The sequence below is a fragment of the Sorangium aterium genome (assembly GCF_028368935.1).
GTDB classification, from domain to species: domain Bacteria; phylum Myxococcota_A; class Polyangia; order Polyangiales; family Polyangiaceae; genus Sorangium; species Sorangium atrum.
Genome location: NZ_JAQNDK010000002.1, coordinates 400138 through 418515, shown reverse-complemented (window position 1 = coordinate 418515; position 18378 = coordinate 400138). Strand labels below are relative to the sequence as shown.

Sequence of the window (18378 nt, the reverse complement as noted above, 5' to 3'; positions counted from 1 at the left end):
GCGCTTGGCGTGGGGCGTGGCCGCGGCCGGCGCCGGCGCCGGCGCCGGCGCCGCTCGAGGCCCCGGGCAGCCCAGCGTCGCCGGGGGCGCCGCGCGGCGCGGCGCGGCAGGCCCGCGCCCGACCCCGGCGACGCTCATGCTGCGCGCCCCCGGCCCAGCTGGACGGGGACCTCGGAGAGGGTGACCCGGTGCTTGCCGCCGCTCGTGAGGGGGATGTCGTCGACGATCTGGACGCGGACCTCCGCGCGCTCGCCCAGGTGCTGCCGGACGACGCGCTCGATGAGCCTCGCGGTCTCGGGCTGGAAGCCCTTGCCCGGCACGAGCTTGACCGTGAGCGCGCGCCGCCGGTCCTGGTAGACCTGGTAGCGGGCGATCGTCGGCTGGTCCTTGATGAGGTGCGGGAAGAACTCCCCGGCGAGCAGCTCGCCGTCGGGGCCGACGAGCAGGTCGAGGACGCGGCCCTCGACCGAGGCGAGCATCGGCAGCCCGCGGCCGCAGGCGCACGGCGCGCCGGCGGCGATCGCGACGTCCTGGTTCTTGTAGCGGATGAGCGGCATCGAGCGGCAGACGAGGTCGGTCACGACGACCTCGCCAGCCTCGCCGGGCAGGGCGTGCCGCCCGTCGCGGATCAGCTCGACGAACACGTTCTCCATGTTGATGTGCTTGCCGGCGTGCCGCCCGCACTCGGCGGCGATCAGCATGAGCTCCCGGCAGCCGTACCGATCGAACACCGGCGCGCCGAACGCGCGCTCGATGGCGTCGCGCTGGTGCGCGAACAGCCGCTCTGCGCTGGTGACGATGCCGCGCGGCGCGGGGAGCGCGCGGCCGTCCGAGAGCGCGTAGCGCGCCGCGTGGTACAGCGCGCTCGCGTAGCCGACGATGAGCTGCGGCCGGTACCGCGCGATCTCGTCGAGCAAGGCGGCGAGGCGCCGCTCGGACAGGTCGAAGGCGGAGACCATCTTCTTGCGGAGGATGGCCTCGTGAAGGGAGCGCTTGGCCTTCTTCGCGAGCGTCTCGCTGACCAGCACGGCGCTCCACAGGTGGAGCTCCCGGTCGCCGAGCCGGGCGCCCGCCCACCCGTCGGACCGCATGGCGGCCGCGATGCGGCGCTCGTACGTGCGGTGGTCGAAGCGGAACTGCACCGGCTCCCCCGTGGACCCGCCCGTGCCGCTCGCATAGAGCCGGCCGACGAAGCCCTCGGCGAGGAGGTCCTGCCCGTGGGCGCGGAGGTCGGCCCTCGTGAGGACGGGGAACCGCAGCAGGTCCTCCGGCGCCTTCACCGAGGCGGCGCGCACGCCGTGCTCGGCGAAGCGAGCCCGATAGAACGGGACGTGCTGCTCGGCGAACTGGAGGGCGGCGAGCATCCGCCGGAAGCTGAGATCGCGAATCTCGTCTTCCGATCGCCACTGGGAGCGCTCTATCTGCTCCAGGTCTTTCAGGGTCTCCCTGCCCCTCAAACGGGTCTCGTAGAACGGAAACAGGATGTTTCGAAACAGCCCACCATACATGGGCGAAGCGTTCTTTCGAATCATCGACCGTCAAGCGCGCGCGGGCGGCTCTCCCGCGAAATCCCTGTGTTCGTGGCGCGGAGTCCGACCGGAGCGGCGCTCACGGGCAAGCTCCGTCCCGGCAGAGCCGGTGAGCGCTCGGCGCGACCGCTGCACGGACACACGCTGTCACGCCTTCACGCCGCGACGGGCATCGCGCGCCAGCCGGGGCCGCGGCGCGGGAGGGACGCGTCAGCCTGCGCTCGTGGCCGCGGACGAGCTCGACCCGAGGATCGCGACGGTGGCGCCGAGGAGGATGACCGCGGCGCCCGCGATCTCGAGGGCGGTGGGGGTGGCGCGGAGCCACAGGGCGCCGATGGCGATCCCGCCCAGCGTCTCGCCGGGGGACACGAGCGCGACGATGGACGGGGACATGCGGCGCGCCGCGATCTGGACCGCTGTGTGGCCGACGACGGTGGGGACGAGCGCGAGCGCGACGATGGCGACGGCGGCGTGGGCCGGCGGCGGGGCGACGCCCTCGAGCGCGCCGGGCGCGAACGGGAGCGCCACGGCGAGGAAAACCGCGGCGCTGCCGTAGACGAGGACGGCGTAGCTCCGCGCTGGCAGCGCGTCCCGGAGCGCGCGGGCGAAGGAGACGTAGAGGCCGTAGAGGAGGGTGGCGCCGACGACCAGGAGGTCGCCCGAGAGCCGGTGATCGCCGGCGCCGGCCGAGCGCGCGACGACGAGCGCGCCGACGGTGGCGAGGAGCACGCCCGCCTGCTCGGAGCGCGTGGGGCGGACGCCGAAGAACGCCCACGCGCAGAGCACGACGGCGAGCGGCTCGAGCGAGACGAGCGAGAGCGCGGCGGCGAGGGACGTGCGGTCGAGCCCCCAGAGGAAGAGCGCGAAGTGGACGGCGAGCAGGAGGCCGGCGCAGAGGACGGCGGCGCGCTGGCGCGGCGAGAGGCCGGCAGCCGAGCGGGCGATGGCGCGCAGGTCGACAAGGGAGAGCGCGATCGCGGCGAGGGCGACCCGGCCGAAGGCGATGGCGAGCGGGTGGACCGGGCGCGCATAGCGGGCGAGCGGGCCGCTCGCGGCGAAGGCGAGGCTGGCCAGGACGACGAAGAGCGCGGCGCGGCGGGCGCGACGTGCCGAGGAGCGCGGCTCGTCCGTCATGCGAGGGTGCTAGTTCAGGAGACCGGGAAAGACAACCAGCGCGACGCGCGACGACGATCACCGCGCGCGGTCAGCGCGGCGGGGGCGGCGGAGGCGCGATGACGACGAGGTTGAGCCCGCCAGGGTACTGGTAGCTCGTGTAGGCGCCGTAGCCGAGCACCTGGATGCCGACAGGGGCCGAGGCGGTCAGCACGTGCGCGCCGCCGTTGCCGGGGCCGAGCCGGACGCGCGCGACGCCGAAGCCGGAGCCGTTGCCGATCGGGGTCGGCGCGACGTCGACGGGGGCGTCGTCGAGCGTGATCCTCGCGTCGAGCGGCTGGATGATGTCGACGTAGCTCTCATCGTAGTCGCTCGGCGCGAGGAAGACGTACTTGGAGCGGTATTGCTCGACCGCGGTGGGGTGGCTCTGCGACGGATCGCCCTTCTGGCGAGACTCGGTGTCAGCGTCGACGATCTCGGCGCCCAGCATGAACGTGCTGACCGCGAACTCGTGGTCTCCCACGACCTCGAAATCCCGCCTCACCACGTCGAGATCGACGACCTGACCGGCGTTGATGGTGGTCGGCGCGCCGTCTGGCCTGCCGGACGGATACGTGAGCGCCGTGCCGTCGACGTTGCCGTAGAGGCGCACGAGGTGGCCGATGACGTGGCCGCCGGGCGACGTCGGGACCGTGACGAAGTACCGCTTGCCCAGCGTCTCGGCGGGGAACACGGACTCCTCGATGTGGTCGCAGGCCTGGTGGCCGACGGGCGCCTGCACGCACGGTATGCCCGTCAGCACCTGGACAGGGCGGGTCGCTGTGACGAGGCTGCCGCTGAGGTCGCTCCTCGGGTGCCCGAGGACCTCGACGACGTCCCCCGCTTCGAGCTGGACGGTGAAGCTGCCGCCGCCGGTCGTCCGGGGGATGCCGTCGCCCGCGACCACCGAGCCGCCCTGGGCGACGTTCACGGTGACGCTGGTGCCGTCCTGGATCCCGCTGATGACGATGTAGCCGCCGAAGTCCGCCTCCGCCCAGCCGCGCTGGCCGGTGATGCGGTAGTTGCCTGTCATCGCGGTGCTCGGCAGGAGCAGCGACGCGTCGTTGGTGAAGGAGAAGCAGCCGAAGGGTTCCCCGTCGTTGGCCGCGCACGCCTCGTTGCCAGGGCAGGAGGACCAGTCCTTCCCGGACGGGCCGCCCTCCCCCTTGTACTCGAGCGCGTTGAATTGATAGACGGTGACCGGCCTGGTCGAGACGAGGTGGTAAGCGCCGCCGTCGACGCGGACGGAGCTCGTGATCGAGTCGCCCCCGGTGCAATGGGTGGCGTCGGGCCCCTTCAGCTCGCGCACCCAGGGGAGGTAGATCTTGCTCAGGCTGTTGGGCTTGACCTCGGCGCGCGCCACGGCGGCGCCGGCGCGTGTCACCTCGACCTCGGCGATCTCGTCGCCGGCGTTCGCGACGACGACCGCGTAGTCGAAGATCGACCAGACGATGTTCGCGGTGACCGTGGGCCAGAAGTCACAGCCGATATAGGACTTGCTCGCGGCGGCCTCCGCGCACGTCTTCGGGTCGCCGGCCAGCTCGGGGCCGACGGCGTCGCCCCCGGTGCCGGCGCCGATGTCGTCGCCGAAACCGCCGGAGCTCATCGACCCGACGTCGTCGCCGCCCGAGCCGCCGCCGGCGCTGGAGGTGGTCCCGGGCCGAGGGGCGCCCGCCGACGAGCCGCTGGCGGAGCACGCCGCCGCCGAGGCGGCGCCCACCCAAAGTCCTACGCCGAGAAATAGAGCATGCTTCGAGATCTGCATGGGCCCTCCCGTCAACGGATCTCGAGCGCAGGGGCCTGTACGACAGCCCCGCTGGCGCGAGATATCATGATGTTTTTTTGCTGAAGGTGCTGGTCGGGTGCTCGCGCACTCCTGGACACGTTGGTGTCCATCGATCCCGGCTACGCGCTTTTGTGCCGCGGCGCAAGCCGATCGAATAAATCCGTTATGGGCGCCACCAATGAATATCGCGCTTATCTGAAATGGATGGTCAGCAGGCGACGCAAGTCACAAGTACGCCTGTCTCAGGCCTGACGGAGTGAGCCGTCGCAGACGTTCTCTGCCCCACTCTGCCCCAGATGATCCATCGTCGAGCGGCCAGCGCCTGCGCAGGGCATAGGCGTTAGCCAAGCTCGTTCGTTTGCACTCAGCGCACGAAGCCCTCCCCCACCACCCCACCAGCGGTCACCAACGTGAACGTGGTCGTGAACGTAAACGTGGTCGTGGTCGTGAACGTAAACGTGGTCGTGAACGTAAACGTGGTCGTGGTCGTGGTCGTGGTCGTGGTCGTGAACGTGAACGTGAACGTGAACGTGAACGTGGTCGTGGTCGTGGTCGTGGTCGTTCACGGTCTACCGTTGACGACCACGACCACGACCACGTTTACGTTCACGACCACGACCACGTTTACGACCACGACCACGTTCGAATGTAGGAGAACGCGGCGCGAGGCGTTGGTTAACGCGGGAGAAGGGGGCTAAGGAACTGCCCTGTATACGAGCCCTTCACCTTCGCGACGTGCTCCGGCGTCCCCTCGGCGATGATCCGGCCGCCGCCGGCTCCGCCCTCGGGGCCGAGATCGATCACCCAGTCCGCACACTTGATGACGTCAAGGCTGTGCTCGATGACCACCACCGTGTTCCCCGCTTCGACCAGCCGGTGGAGCACGCCGAGCAGCTTGCGGATATCCTCGAAATGCAGGCCCGTCGTTGGCTCGTCGAGGACGTAGAGCGTTCGCCCCGTCTGGCTCTTGCCGAGCTCTCGGCTCAGCTTCACGCGCTGCGCCTCGCCGCCGCTCATCGTCGGCGCGCTCTGGCCGATCTTCATGTAACCGAGGCCGACCTCGACCAGCGTCTCCAGGACGCGGCGCAGCGCGACGTGGTGCTCGAAGAGACGCAGGCAATCCTCGATGCTGGTGTCGAGGATATCCGCGATGCTCTTGCCCTTGTACCGCACCGCCAGCGTCTGCGCGCTGTACCGCTTGCCGGCGCACACCTCGCACGGGACATAGACGTCGGCGAGGAAGTGCATCTCCACCTTCACCATGCCGTCGCCGCTGCACGCCTCGCAGCGCCCGCCCTTCACGTTGAAGCTGAACCGCCCTGGGCCATAGCCGCGCGCGCGCGACTCCGGCAGCTCGGCGAAGATCTCGCGGATCTGGTCGAACGCCTTCGTGTACGTCCCCGGGTTCGAGCGCGGCGTGCGGCCGATCGGCTTCTGGTCGATCGCGATGACCTTGTCGAGCGCCTTGAGCCCCTCGATCGCGCGGTGCGCGCCGACCGGCTCGGTGCTGTGGTGAAGCGCCCGGCCCAGCGCCGGCAAAAGGATGCCGTTCACCAGCGAGCTCTTGCCCGCGCCGCTCACCCCGGTCACCGCGAGCAGCACCCCGAGCGGGAAACGGACGTCGATGCTCCTCAGGTTGTGCTCGGCCGCGCCGAGGATCTCCAGCCACCCGCGCGGCGCGCGCCGCGCGTCGGGCACCTCGATGCGCGCGCGCCCCGCCAGGTACGCTCCGGTCACGCTCTCGGGGTCACGCGCGATCTCCTCGGGCGTCCCCGCGGCCATCACCCGGCCGCCGAGATGCCCCGCCCCCGGGCCGAAATCCACCACGTAGTCGGCGGCCCGGATCGTCTCCTCGTCGTGCTCCACCACGAGCACCGTGTTGCCCAGATCCCTGAGGCGCCGCAGCGTCTCGATGAGGCGCTGGTTGTCGCGCTGGTGCAGGCCGATGCTCGGCTCGTCGAGCACGTACATCACCCCGGAGAGCTCGCTGCCGAGCTGGCTCGCCAGCCGGATGCGCTGCGCCTCGCCGCCGCTCAGCGTCGGCCCCGAGCGGTCGAGCGTCAGGTAATCGAGCCCCACGTTCAGGAGAAAGCTGAGCCGGCTCGTGATCTCGCGCCGCACCCCCTCCGTGATCTTCTGCCGGTTGCCCGGCAGCTCCAGCCGGGCGAAGTGCTCGTAGGCGTCCCTCACCGTCATCGAGGTGACGTCGGCGATCCCCTTGCCGGCGACGCGCACCGCGAGCGACTCGGGGCGCATCCGCCGGGAGCCGCAGGCGTCGCACGAGCGCTCGCTCATGAACTTGCGGTAAGCCTCCCGCGCCGACTCGGACGACGACTGCTGGAACCGGCGCATCAGGCTGGGGATCACGCCCTCGAACTTCATGCCCCACGTGCCGTGGGTCTCGGTCCCCTCCTTCCCCCACGTCACCGCGATGCGCTTGCCGGAGAGGCCATGGAGCACCATCTCCTGCTTCTTCGCCCCGAGCTTGCGCCAGGGCACGTCGAGGTCGACGGAGCACGCCTTGGCCACGGCGTCGATGATGCGGAACGTCCAGCCCTCCCCGCGCGCCATGGCCGACGCCCAGGGGGCGATGGCGCCCTCCCGGATCGACAGCGCAGGATCCGGGATCACGAGGGCCGGATCGATCTCGAGGCGGGTGCCGAGGCCGTTGCAGGCGCCGCACATGCCGAGCGGGCTGTTGAACGAGAAGCTCTGCGGCGAGAGCTCGGGGAAGCTCTGGCCGCAGCAGGAGCGCGCGGCGCTGAACAGCAGCGGGGCGTCGGGGCGACGCCGCTTCCCGGACGCCCCCTCGTCGGCCTGGAGCTCGACCCGGAGCTCGCCGCGCCCCTCCTGGAGCGCGAGCTCGACCCCCTCCGTGATGCGCTGGCGCTCGTCCGACCGCACGACCAGCCGGTCCACCACGAGCGCGATGGTGTGCTTGAGCTTCTTGTCGAGCTTCGGCAGCTCGTCGAGCCGGTGCTGCGCCCCGTCGATCTCGACCCGCACGAAGCCGCGGCCCCGGAGCTCCTCGAACAGATCCTTGAACTCGCCCTTCCGGTGGGTCACGAGCGGCGCGAACAGCACGAACTTCGTCCCCTCCGGCATCCCGAGGAGCTCGTCGACGATCTGCTCCGAGCTCTGCGCCTTCACCGGCTTGCCGCAGAGGTGGCAATGCTGCTCGCCGGCGCGCGCATAGAGCACGCGCAGGTAATCGTAGACCTCCGTGATCGTGCCGACCGTGGAGCGCGGGTTGCTCGACGCGCTCTTCTGCTCGATGGCAATGGTCGGCGACAGGCCGCGCAGGTGCTCGACCTGCGGGCGCTCGAGCTGACCCAGGAACTGGCGCGCGTAAGAGCTCAGCGTCTCGACGTAACGCCGCTGCCCCTCGGCGTAGAGCGTGTCGAACGCCAGGCTCGACTTGCCCGAGCCGCTCACCCCCGTGAACACCACGAGCTTCCGCTTGGGCACCTCCAGCCGATCGATGCGGAGGTTGTGCTCCCGCGATCCGAGCACCTCGATGAAATCCGGCTCGCGCGCCGCGTCGAGGAGCTTGAGCGCCGGCCGGTGGTGCTCCGCAGGATCGAGCTCCGTCGCCGCCGGCCCGGCGCGCCGCGCGCCCGATGAGCTGCCCTTCCCCGGCTTGCTCAGCGCCGCGCTCCGGGACGGGGATTCGATGGATTGCGGGTGTGTGGAGCCGTTCGTTCGCGCGCCCATTGGATTCCCCACCGCCATTAACACGGTGGCGCGCTCTCCGGCACGCGGTGTTCCATGGAAAAACCGGCGAGCTGAGCGCAATGCTGTCGCCCCCACACCGCCGGAGCGGCGGGGCGGGCGCGCGGATCAGCGCCTGGTGGGGCCGCCGGGCGAAGCGCGCCAGCGCACGACAACGCAGGTGACGTTATCGGGACCACCGTTCTCGTTGGCACGCTTGACGAGCCGCGACGCGATCTCGGCCAGATCGGCGTGGGTCGCCAGGATACTTGCGATATCTTGCGCCGGCACCACGCCGGACAGGCCGTCTGAGCAGAGCAGCAGGACATCGCCTGCCTCGATGGCGTCGATCCGCGTCTCCACGTCGACCGCCTCGTCGGTGCCGAGGGCGCGGGTGATCACGTGCTGGAGCGGGAACGAGCTCGCCTGCTCGGGGAGGAGGTGGCCGAGCCGGATGCACTCGTTGACCAGCGAGTGATCCCGCGTGAGCTGCTCGAGGCGATGATCGCGGAGGCGGTATACGCGGCTGTCGCCCACGTGCGCGACGGCGATGAAGCCGTCGCGCGCCAGCACGGCCGCGATCGTGGTGCCCATGCCGCGCTTCTCCCGGTCGCGCCGCGCCGCGGAGAAGATGCGGCCGTTCGCGAGCTGGATGCCCGCGACGAGCAGGGGGAGCCCCTGATCGACGTAGCGCGCCTCCGAGCCCCGCGTCGTGGGCGGCCCCACGCCGACGGCGACAGGCCAGGTGGAGTCCGGATCGTCGAAGAAATCACGCACCGTATCGATCGCCATGCGCGAGGCGACCTCCCCGGCGGCGCGCCCTCCCATGCCGTCGGCCAGGAGGAACAGCCCACGGTGCTCGAGGATCGCGAAGCTGTCCTCGTTCGTGTCTCTGACCATGCCAGGATGGGTGATCCCGGCGGCTTCAAAAACGAGGTGACGCTGCACGGCGCTTCCCTCCAGCTTGCTCGCAGGCACGCTCTGCCGGACTGCCGGACGACGGGCGCGCGTCTTCCGTCATCGCGTCATCCACGCCCTTCCGGCACACCCTTCCGGCGCCTTCATCGGACCGATCGCGCGACACGGGGTGCTTCGTCTGCTCATCTTGCCGCCCGCTCCGACTGCTCGTAGCGAGCCTACGCGCCAAGGATCGGTCGCGTCCACCAGATCAGGCCTCGGGCCGCGCCCGCCCGCGGCTGTCCGCGCCGGGCTCGGCGCGGCGCGCGATCGCGCCTCACGCTGCGCGCCCGTCACCGTTCCGTTTCCAACGTCTCGATTTGCCGCGGCTTCGGGGCAGCCTCCCGTCGGGCCGCCGGGCCGCCGGCGCGCGGCGGCCTCGTCACGGGACCGCGAACCGCTCGGCGCCGCCGCCGGAGCACGCGCTCAGCGCGAAGCCGAACCGCCGGTCCTCGGTGCCGTCCTGCATGATCCGCTCGAGGTTGCGGCACTCGTGGCGGAAGACGCCCCGGAGCGCGTAGCGATCCTTGCTGTTCACGACGACCACGACGCCCGTGAGCGTGACCTCGAGGCGGTAGGTGACGGGGTCGCCTTCGATGGTGTACCGCGTGGTCGTGAACTCGGACGGGTCGTGGTTCCTGTACGCCTGCCAGATGCACTCGCGCGCCGCGCCGTTGTAGCCGTCGCCGTGCTTGACCACCTCGGTGCCGCACTGCTTGAGCGGCGGCGTGAGCGGCCCGCTCTGCACCTTGTCGGGCGAGGACGAGCAGGAGCCGGCGAGCAGGAAGAGCGCGAGGGAAGCGAGCGATCGGCCTGGCGAGCGAAGCATGGGGACTACTTACCTAACGCGATCCGCGAAAAAGGGATTCTTTTTTTCGGGCGGACCGGGCTGGCCGTCGGCGAGGGGCAGCGTCGCTGCTGGTGTTCCGCGGGGCGGCCTTTTTCCGCGCTGGCTTCTCGGGCTGCGGCTCGAGCGCGGCGGCCAGGGCGCCGAGGTCCTGGAGGCTGGCCACGAGCGCGCGCAGGTAGTGCTCCGAGAGCCGCTCGGCGGCGCAGAGCGCCCGGGCGGCGAGCACCTGGGCGTTGTAGGGGCCGGCGTCCTCCGGCACGTTGTCGGCCGCGCGCGCGACGGCGAGCGTGGCGCGAGCGCTCACCAGCGACTCGTGGAACAGCGCGGTGGACAGCGCGCTGCTGAGGGCCTGGGCTTGCCGCTTCACCCGGCGCTCGACGACGTCGCCGTCGCACGGGAGCTCCGCGAGATCGCGCGCGAGCGGCTCGGGGAGGCGCACGTCGCGCGCGGCCACCTCGCCGCGGAGGCGCGCGAGCGAGGGGACGGCGGTCGTCTTCCGCTCGGCGGCGAGCGCGCGCAGGCGGCGGCGCGTGGTCCTCACGACGGCGGGGAAATCGCCGAGCGCGAGCGCCGCGGCCAGGGCGCCGTCGTGAGGGAGGCCGGCGTCGGCGAGGGCGCGGAGGTGGGCCTCGGCATCGGCGCGGGCGCGGTGGAAGGCGGCTTCGAGCGCCGCGAGCCGCGCGGAGGCGCGGGCAGCGAGGCGCGCGCGGGCGCCGCCGTCGAGGGCGCGAGCGCGCTCGAGGAGCGCCTCGACGAGGCGGAAGCCCGCCGGGTCGAAGCGGTGGGCGCCGGCTGCCCGCAGGGCAGCGAGGCGCGCGTCGGCCGGGGGCGACCCGGGTTGGGGCGACGCGGCCAACCCGGGTTGGGGCGACGTGGCCGACCCGGGTTGGGGCGACGTGGCCGACCCGGGTTGGGGCGACGTGGCCGACCCGGGTTGGGGCGACGCGGCCAACCCGGGTTGGGAGGGCATGGGCATTGTCGGCGAAAAATCCGCCGTGGATGTCATCAGGGCGCGCCTCGCCGCGGGATCGGCGAGATCTCCACCCGGCGGTTCTTCGCCCGGTTCTCGCTCGTGTCGTTGGGCGCCACCGGGTGCCGCTCTCCGAAGCCGGCCGCGAACAGCGATGTGTCGGGGACACCCGCCGCGGCGAGCGCCCGCGTCACCGTGAGCGCTCGCTGCGCCGAGAGCTCCCAGTTGTCGGCATATCCGCGGGACGAGCTCGTGAGCGGGCGGTCGTCCGTGAAACCGCTCACCATGATGAGCTCGTCATGAAGATCGAGGTAGGCCTTGAGCGGGCCGGCCAGCGCGCGGAGCAGCGCGATGCCGGCAGGCTGAAGCTCGGCCGAGTTGAGCTCGAACAGGATGCTGCCGCGGATCCCGATGCGCCCCTCCGTCAGGGTGATCCGTCCCTCGGCGAGCGGTCCGGCCAGGGCGCGCTCGAGCGACTCCAGACGCGCGCGCTCCGTCGCGCGGGTGGCGCGCTCGGCCGCGAGATCGCGGGCCAGATCGACCTGAAACGAGATCGCCCAGACGAAAAAGAGCACGAAGAGGCCGAAGAGACAGGCCATGAGGTCGCCGAAGACCGGCCAGACCGCCGCCTGCTCGGGGACATCGTCTTCGGCCGGCGTCAGGGACATCGCATCGCGCTCGCGGCAGACGTCAGCAAACAACGCGGTGAGCGCTCGCCACGATCCTCGGAGCCCACGATCGCGAGGCGCGGGAGACCAGGGCCGGACGCACGCGAGGCGCGGCGCATCAGCTCGTCTTGCTCCTCAGCGCCCGCAGCTCGGAGAAGAGCTCGCGCTGGAACTGCAGCGAGTGATCGAAGACCTCACGGGTCTGGTCGAGGTAAGCGCCGAGGAGGTCCGTCGCCTCGCCGTGCTCCCGCCGCTCGATCGCGTCCTCGATCGCCCCCAGGCTGTTCAGCCAGCGATCGCTCGCGTCGCGGTAACGGTCGACCGCTACGGTGAACATTTCCGCCACAGCCGTCATCTCGGCACCGCCGGCCCGCACGAGCTCCGAGGCCTCCCGCACGACGGCTGCGGTTGCCTCGAGGCTCTCGCCGAGGCCGCGGGCGTGGGCGCTGAGCCGCTCTGCGAGCCCGTCGGCCGCCTCCCGCCGCGCTCCGTCGAGCCGCTCCTCGAACGCCAGCAGCCGCGCCGCCTGCTCCGCAAGCTGCGCCCGCGCCGCCTCGCCCAGCGCCGCCACGCGCGCCTCTGCGCGCGCCTCGCGCTCCGCGCCGCTGCGCTCCGCCGCCTCCGCCAGCGCAGCTACGCGCTCCGCCTGCTCCCGCGCGCTCCCCGCCATCCCCGCCGTCGCTTCCGACAGCTTCTCCAGCAGCGCGTCCAGCCGCGCGTCCCGCGCTGCGTCCGCCTCCGCGCGCGCCGACAGCCGCTCCGACGCCTCCCCGATCAGCCGCGACGCCGCCTCCGGCGCCGCCTGCGCTGCCCGCGCCGCCTCCGACAGCGCGCCCGAGAGCGCCTCGCCCAGCGCCGTCAGGTGCGCCGCGCGCTCCGCGTCCAGCTCCGCCTGCCGCTCCGCAGCTTCCGCTGCGCGCGCCGCGTGCGCTCGCTCCAGCCGCTCGATCGCGTCCCCCACCACCGACGACAGCCGCTCCGCCTGACCCTCCAGCCTCGACGCCGACGCCGTCTCGAGCTCGTGCCGGCGCGCGGCGGCCTCCTGGTCGAGCCGAGCGAGCCGCTTCGCAGCGCCCTCTTCCATCTGCTCGAGCCGCTTCGCGGCGCCCTCTCCCATCCGCTCCAGCCGCGACGCCACGCCCCCTTCCAGCTGCGCCAGGCTCTCGCCGAGGCCGCGGGCGTGGGCGCTGAGCCGCTCTGCGAGCCCGTCGGCCGCCTCCCGCCGCGCTCCGTCGAGCCGCTCCTCGAACGCCAGCAGCCGCGCCGCCTGCTCCGCAAGCTGCGCCCGCGCCGCCTCGCCCAGCGCAGTCACGCGCGCCTCTGCGCGCGCCTCGCGCTCCGCGCCGCTGCGCTCCGCCGCCTCCGCCAGCGCAGCCACCCGCTCCGCCTGCTCCCGCGCGCTCCCGGCCATCCCCGCCGTCGCTTCCGACAGCTTCTCCAGCAGCGTGTCCAGCCGCGCGTCCCGCGCTGCGTCCGCCTCCGCACGCGCCGACAGCCGCTCCGACGCCTCCCCGATCAGCCGCGACGCCGCCTCCGGCGCCGCCTGCGCCGCACGCGCCGCCTCCGACAGCGCGCCCGACAGCGTTTCGCCCAGCGCCGTCAGGTGCGCCGCGCGCTCCGCGTCCAGCCCCGCCTGCCGCTCCGCAGCTTCCGCTGCGCGCGCCGCGTGTGCCCGCTCCAGCCGCTCGATCGCCTCCCCCATTACCGACGACAGCCGCTCCGCCTGGCCCTCCAGCCTCGACGCCGACGCCGTCTCCAGCTCGTGCCGGCGCGCGGCGGCCTCCTGGTCGAGCCGAGCGAGCCGCTTCGCAGCGCCCTCTTCCATCTGCTCGAGCCGCGACGCCACGCCCCCTTCCATCCGCTCCAGCCGCGACGCCGCGCCCTCTCCCATCCGCTCCAACCGCGACGCCACGCCCCCTTCCAGCTGCGCCAGGCTCTCGCCGAGGCCGCGGGCGTGGACGCTGAGCCGCTCTGCGAGCCCGTCGGCCGCCTCCCGCCGCGCTCCGTCGAGCCGCTCCTCGAACGCCAGCAGCCGCGCCGCCTGCTCCGCAAGCTGCGCCCGCGCCGCCTCGCCCAGCGCAGTCACGCGCGCCTCTGCGCGCGCCTCGCGCTCCGCGCCGCTGCGCTCCGCCGCCTCCGCCAGCGCAGCCACCCGCTCCGCCTGCTCCCGCGCGCTCCCCGCCATCCCCGCCGTCGCCTCCGACAGCTTCTCCAGCAGCGCGTCCAGCCGCGCGTCCCGCGCTGCGTCCGCCTCCGCGCGCGCCGACAGCCGCTCCGACGCCTCCCCGATCAGCCGCGACGCCGCCTCCGGCGCCGCCTGCGCCGCCCGCGCCGCTTCCGACAGCGCGCCCGACAGCGACTCGCCCAGCGCCGTCAGGTGCGCTGCACGCTCCGCGTCCAGCCCCGCCTGCCGCTCCGCAGCTTCCGCTGCGCGCGCCGCGTGCGCTCGCTCCAGCCGCTCGATCGCCCCCCCCACCACCGACGACAGCCGCTCCGCCTGGCCCTCCAGCCTCGCGGCCGTCGCGACATCCGCCTCCCGCCGCGCGCGCGCCTCCTCGTCGAGGCGCCGCTCGACCGCCTGCAGCGCGCCGCCCGCGGCCGCGCCGGCGCGCTCCACCGCCTCCGCCAGGATCGGCCTGACCACGCTCGCCGCGACGTCGGCGGTCTGTCGGAGGCCCGCGGCGATGTCGCCGCGGACCTCGGCCGCGGCCGCCGCGAACGACGCGGCGGCCTGGCGCGCGCCCTCCACCTGGACCGCGAGCAGCCGCTCCTCGAGGCGCTCGAGGCGGCCCGTGGCCTCGTGGAGCGACGCCGCTGCGGCGGGGAGCGCCTCGCCCTGCCGCGCGAGCGCCTCCAGCGCCGCGAGCTGCCGCCCCGCCACCGTGAGGGCCGCGAGCGGGCCCGACGCGTAGGCCTGGAGCGCCGCCGCGGCCCGCGCCTCGGCCCGGCGAAGGAGCACGCCGGCGAGCCCGAGCATCCCCGACGCCGCGACGCCCGCCGCCGAGGTGCCGAACGCGCGCGAGAGGCCCTGCATGGGCGCGGCCAGGCTCTCCCGCAGCGCGTCGACGTCGGCGCTCATCGTCAGCGCCTCGCGAGCCCCCCGCAACGTCTCGAACAGGCCGAGGAACGTGCCGAGCAGCCCGATCATCACGAGCAGGCCGACGAGGTACGACGCGAACGTGGCGCTCGCCGGGGGCAGCGCGGCGCCGGCGATCCGCGCCTCGAGCATCGATCGGAGCGGCGCGCCGCTCTGCTCGATCGCCGCCCGCGTCGCCGGCCGCGGCAGCGCGCCGAGCTCGCGCTCGATCCGGACAGCCCGCCCCGCGCGCACGAACAGCTCCAGCGTGCCCAGCGCGAGCCCCAGCGCGATGAGCTGCACGAGGCGGTACGCGAGCGGGTCCGCCCCGCGGTAGACGAGCGCCGCCCGCCCCACCAGGGCGAGGCCGACCCCGCCGGTGAGGAGCACCAGGATCCGCGTCGTCCACTGCCGCGCCGTCGCGAGCCGCATCGTGAAGCCCCCCGCGAGCTACGCGGGCGCGCCCGCCGCCGCCGCCCCGTCGACCAGCGAGAGCAACCGGCCCGCCTCGTGCGCGAGCACCGCCTGGACCACGCGCTCCATGCGCTGGAGCTCCCGCAGGAGCCACTGCTCCTGCCCGAACCAGCCCGCGACGTCCTCGAGCCCGGCCCCCTCCGGCAGCGCGCCCACGGCCGCGCGGAAGGCCCGCGCGAAGGCGCGCGAGAGCCCGGGGACGAGCTCGGCGAGCGCGCGCTCGCGCCGCTTCTGGGTGGCGGAGGAGATCGCGGCGTCGAGCCGCTCGAGCCGCGCCGCGTCCGGGCCGAGCGCCCGCAGCGAAGGCGCGAGCTCCTCGCGCAGCGCGCGCGTCTCGAGCCGGATGCGGCCGAGGACGCGACCCACGAGCTCTCCGAACGGCTCCCAGAGCTGCCCTGCCGCGGACGCGAGCGGGCGCCCCCCGCGGTCGCGGGCCGCGCGGGCAGGCAGCACCCCGGTCTGCTCCAGCGTCGCGTGCACCGCCGCCGCGTCGGGGAGCTTGTTCCGCCGGTGGAACGGGGCGGCGAACACGTGGTCGAGCGCCTCCGCGAGCTCGCCGAGGCGATCGGCGGCGAGCGCCCGAACCTCGGCGCGCGCGCCCTCGGACGCCCGCGGAGGCGCGGCGTGGCGGTCGAGGAGCGAGAGCTCGCGCGCGAGCGAGACGCTCCCGTGCAGGTCCATGAGCCCGGCCAGGACCGCCGCAGGATCGGCGAGGTCCGCGAGCGGCGCGCGCGGGCCCTCCGCGAGCGCCGAGACGGCGGCCGCGAGGGGGCGCGAGATCAAAGGCCCGCGGCGCGAGGCCCCGGCTACGGGGTGAAGCGTTCGCACAGCGGCGCGTTGTTAGCCGTCGCGGCGCGGAGCCGCAAGCCTGTCCGTCGCCCCGCCCGCGGCGCGCGTCCCGCGCCTCCTGCGCGGCTCTCGTGGTGCGCCGCGCGCCTCATGCGTCTTGCGGCGTACGAGCGTCGCGCGCCGCACGCGCGGCGCCCGTCATGCGCAGCGCCGCGCGCCGCCTCGACTCGTTACTTGTTTGACTTGTTTGCCGGCGCCTGCGCGCTCGTGGCCCACAGCGCGAACGAGATCTGGTCGGCGCCCTTCGCGACAGCCGCCTTGATGAGATCCGCGCCGCCGTGCCCGGCGTTCCGCTCGATGCGGAGCAGGACCGGACCGCCCGCGCTCGCAGACTGCAGCGCGGCGGCGAACTTGCGCGCGTGCATGGGATCGACCCGATCGTCGCTGTCGGCCGACATCAGGAGGACCGGCGGATACCGCTTCCCCGCCTGGACGTGGTGATAGGGGGAGTAGGCGTAGAGCGCCTTGAACTGCTCCGGATCGTCGGCGGAGCCATACTCGCTGATCCACGTCTTGCCGGAGCCGAACAGGTGGTATCGCACCATGTCGAGCAGGGGGACGCCGCAGAGGACGGCCCCGAACAGGTCGGGCCGCTGCGTGAGCGCGGCGCCGACCAGCAGGCCGCCGTTCGAGCCGCCCAGGATGGCGAGCCGCTCGGGCCGCGTGTACCCCTCGCCGACCAGGTGCTCCGCGGCGGCGATGAAGTCGTCGAAGACGTTCTGCTTCTTCAGCAGCATCCCGTCCCGGTGCCACGCCTCCCCGTACTCGCCGCCGCCGCGCAGGTTCGCCACCGCGTACACGCCGCCCCGCTCGAGCCAGGGGTACATCGATGCGGTGAACGCGGGGGTCTGCGACATCTGGAACCCCCCGTAGCCATAGAGCAGCGCGCGGGAGCTCCCGTCCTTCTTCATGTCCTTGCGGCGGACGATGAACATCGAGATCTTCGTGCCGTCCTTGGAGGGGAAGAAGGTCTGCTCGACGCTGAAGGGCGACGGATCGACGGGCACCTCGACGCGCGCATAGAGCTCGGTCCGACCCGTCTTGATCGAGGTCGCGTGGATCTCGTGAGGCGAGGTGTAGGACTCGAACGAGAAATACGCCTCGTCCTCGTCGGGCAGCCCGGAAGGGCCGCCGACGGTGCCGATGCCCGGCAGCGGGACCTCGCGGACCAGCTTGCCGTCGAGCGTGCGCACCTCGACCCGGCTCGAAGCGTCCTTGAGATAGCTCAGCGCGAGGTGCCCACCCACGATGGATACGCTGTCCAGCGTGGCGTCGGGGCGCTCCGGGACGATCTCCTTCCACGCAGCGCGTTCCGGCCTGTCCGGATCGACCTCGAAGACGCGATAATGCGGCGCGCCCTCGTCGGTGTGGACGTAGAACCTGTCCTTGTAGACCTCGACGCTGTAGTGGGCGTCGCGCCCGACCGCGAGCGGCTTGTCCACGGCGGGCCCGCCCGGCCGGCGGAGATCGCGGAAGTAGACGTCCGCCGAGGTCCACCCGTGGGAGACGGTGAGCATCAGGAAGCGGCCATCCTTGGAGAGGGACGCGCCAAGGAACGTCCTTGGATCGCCCGTCCTGCCGCGCACCACGCGATCCTGCTTCGGATCCTGGCCGAGCCGGTGGAAGCGCACCTCCGCGTAACCCGGCCGCTCGGCGACAGGGATGGACGGGTCGGTGGGGAGCCAGACGTAGTAAAAGCCGTCGCCGGAGGGCGTCCATGACGCAACCGCGTACTTGCCCCCTTCGATGACATCCACGTCGGAGCGCTTGCCGGACGCGACATCCATCACATGGAGGGTCGCTTCATCCGAGTTGTTCTGCTGGATCTTGTAGGCGACGTTCTTGCCGTCCCACGACACCTCCCATCCGCCCAGCGAGACGCTGCCATCGTCGGACCAGGTGTTCGGATCGAACAGCACGCGCTCCTCGCCGCTCTTTCCTTCCTTCCAGTAGACGACCGACTTCTCCTTCGTCGCGTGCCGTCGGCTCAGGAAGTACCGGCCCCGGCGGTGGCGCGGCGCGGAGACCGCATCGATGTAGAAGAGCTGCTTCAGCCTTGACGCGATCGCGTCCCGCTCGGGGAGCCGGGCGAGCTCGGCGCGCGTGAACGCGTCCTGGGCCTTCATCCACTCCTTCACCTCGGGCGCGCTGCCGTCCTCGAGCCAGCGGTACGGGTCGGTGATCTCGACCCCATGCACGGCGTCCGTCACCGGGGCGACGCGGGTGGGCGGGTAGGCGGGGCGGCTGGGACCTTCGGACGCGGGAGCGGGCGCGGCGCTGGCCGCGGTGGGGAGCAGAGAGGAGCTTGCGGTCATGGTCGAACCCGATGGGTGTGCCTCGCCACCTCCGCAGGCGC

12 protein-coding genes are annotated in these 18378 nt (G+C 72.9%); 1 reads left to right on the top strand and 11 read right to left on the bottom strand.

Going from position 1 to position 18378, the window contains the following annotated elements; all coding sequences use genetic code 11:
- Positions 1 to 134: 134 nt before the first annotated feature.
- From POL72_RS16445 to POL72_RS16435, 3 genes are all read right to left on the bottom strand, one after another.
- Positions 135 to 1457, bottom strand: coding sequence for a phenylacetate--CoA ligase family protein (locus POL72_RS16445; RefSeq protein WP_272096305.1), 1323 nt, complete (start codon positions 1455 to 1457; stop codon positions 135 to 137).
- A gap of 282 nt (positions 1458 to 1739) precedes the next feature.
- Positions 1740 to 2663, bottom strand: coding sequence for a DMT family transporter (locus POL72_RS16440; protein WP_272096304.1), 924 nt, complete (start codon positions 2661 to 2663; stop codon positions 1740 to 1742).
- A 70-nt stretch (positions 2664 to 2733) separates the two neighbouring features.
- Complete coding sequence (locus tag POL72_RS16435; protein WP_272096303.1) at positions 2734 to 4401, bottom strand: IgGFc-binding protein; 1668 nt, start codon at positions 4399 to 4401, stop codon at positions 2734 to 2736.
- A gap of 482 nt (positions 4402 to 4883) precedes the next feature.
- On the opposite strand from POL72_RS16435, the gene POL72_RS16430 reads away from it, so the two are divergent.
- Positions 4884 to 5165: a hypothetical protein gene (locus POL72_RS16430; protein ID WP_272096301.1), complete on the top strand. Its 282-nt coding sequence runs from the start codon at positions 4884 to 4886 to the stop codon at positions 5163 to 5165.
- Here POL72_RS16430 and uvrA read toward each other — a convergent pair.
- The 8 genes from uvrA to POL72_RS16390 form a co-directional block, all read right to left on the bottom strand.
- Positions 5143 to 8181, bottom strand: a complete 3039-nt coding sequence (gene uvrA, locus POL72_RS16425; protein WP_272096299.1) for an excinuclease ABC subunit UvrA — start codon at positions 8179 to 8181, stop codon at positions 5143 to 5145. The genes POL72_RS16430 and uvrA overlap by 23 nt on opposite strands.
- A gap of 126 nt (positions 8182 to 8307) precedes the next feature.
- Positions 8308 to 9078: a Stp1/IreP family PP2C-type Ser/Thr phosphatase gene (locus POL72_RS16420; protein ID WP_272096297.1), complete on the bottom strand. Its 771-nt coding sequence runs from the start codon at positions 9076 to 9078 to the stop codon at positions 8308 to 8310.
- Positions 9079 to 9517: 439 nt separating this feature from the next.
- On the bottom strand, positions 9518 to 9964 hold the full coding sequence (locus POL72_RS16415; RefSeq protein WP_272096295.1) for a hypothetical protein: 447 nt from the start codon (positions 9962 to 9964) through the stop codon (positions 9518 to 9520).
- Between the two features lie 13 nt (positions 9965 to 9977).
- Entirely contained in the window at positions 9978 to 10841 is an 864-nt protein-coding gene (locus POL72_RS16410; RefSeq protein WP_272096294.1) for a DUF2894 domain-containing protein, read from the bottom strand.
- Positions 10842 to 10990: 149 nt separating this feature from the next.
- Positions 10991 to 11623, bottom strand: a complete 633-nt coding sequence (locus POL72_RS16405) for an OmpA family protein (protein ID WP_272096293.1) — start codon at positions 11621 to 11623, stop codon at positions 10991 to 10993.
- A 118-nt stretch (positions 11624 to 11741) separates the two neighbouring features.
- Positions 11742 to 15131 carry a hypothetical protein gene (locus tag POL72_RS16400; RefSeq protein WP_272096292.1) on the bottom strand — a complete coding sequence of 1130 codons (3390 nt, stop codon included), beginning with the start codon at positions 15129 to 15131 and terminating at the stop codon, positions 11742 to 11744.
- Between the two features lie 18 nt (positions 15132 to 15149).
- Complete coding sequence (locus tag POL72_RS16395; protein ID WP_272096291.1) at positions 15150 to 15956, bottom strand: hypothetical protein; 807 nt, start codon at positions 15954 to 15956, stop codon at positions 15150 to 15152.
- 236 nt (positions 15957 to 16192) lie between these two features.
- Entirely contained in the window at positions 16193 to 18337 is a 2145-nt protein-coding gene (locus POL72_RS16390) for a prolyl oligopeptidase family serine peptidase (RefSeq protein ID WP_272096290.1), read from the bottom strand.
- Positions 18338 to 18378: the final 41 nt, after the last annotated feature.

What these genes read in the sequence shown, in the direction of transcription:
- POL72_RS16440 (WP_272096304.1), bottom strand. Translation starts at nt 2,663, where the DNA reads ATGACGGACGAGCCGCGCTCCTCGGCACGTCGCGCCCGCCGCGCCGCG.
- uvrA (WP_272096299.1), bottom strand. Translation starts at nt 8,181, where the DNA reads ATGGGCGCGCGAACGAACGGCTCCACACACCCGCAATCCATCGAATCC.
- POL72_RS16420 (WP_272096297.1), bottom strand. Translation starts at nt 9,078, where the DNA reads ATGGTCAGAGACACGAACGAGGACAGCTTCGCGATCCTCGAGCACCGT.
- POL72_RS16415 (WP_272096295.1), bottom strand. Translation starts at nt 9,964, where the DNA reads ATGCTTCGCTCGCCAGGCCGATCGCTCGCTTCCCTCGCGCTCTTCCTG.
- POL72_RS16405 (WP_272096293.1), bottom strand. Translation starts at nt 11,623, where the DNA reads ATGTCCCTGACGCCGGCCGAAGACGATGTCCCCGAGCAGGCGGCGGTC.
- POL72_RS16400 (WP_272096292.1), bottom strand. Translation starts at nt 15,131, where the DNA reads ATGCGGCTCGCGACGGCGCGGCAGTGGACGACGCGGATCCTGGTGCTC.
- POL72_RS16390 (WP_272096290.1), bottom strand. Translation starts at nt 18,337, where the DNA reads ATGACCGCAAGCTCCTCTCTGCTCCCCACCGCGGCCAGCGCCGCGCCC.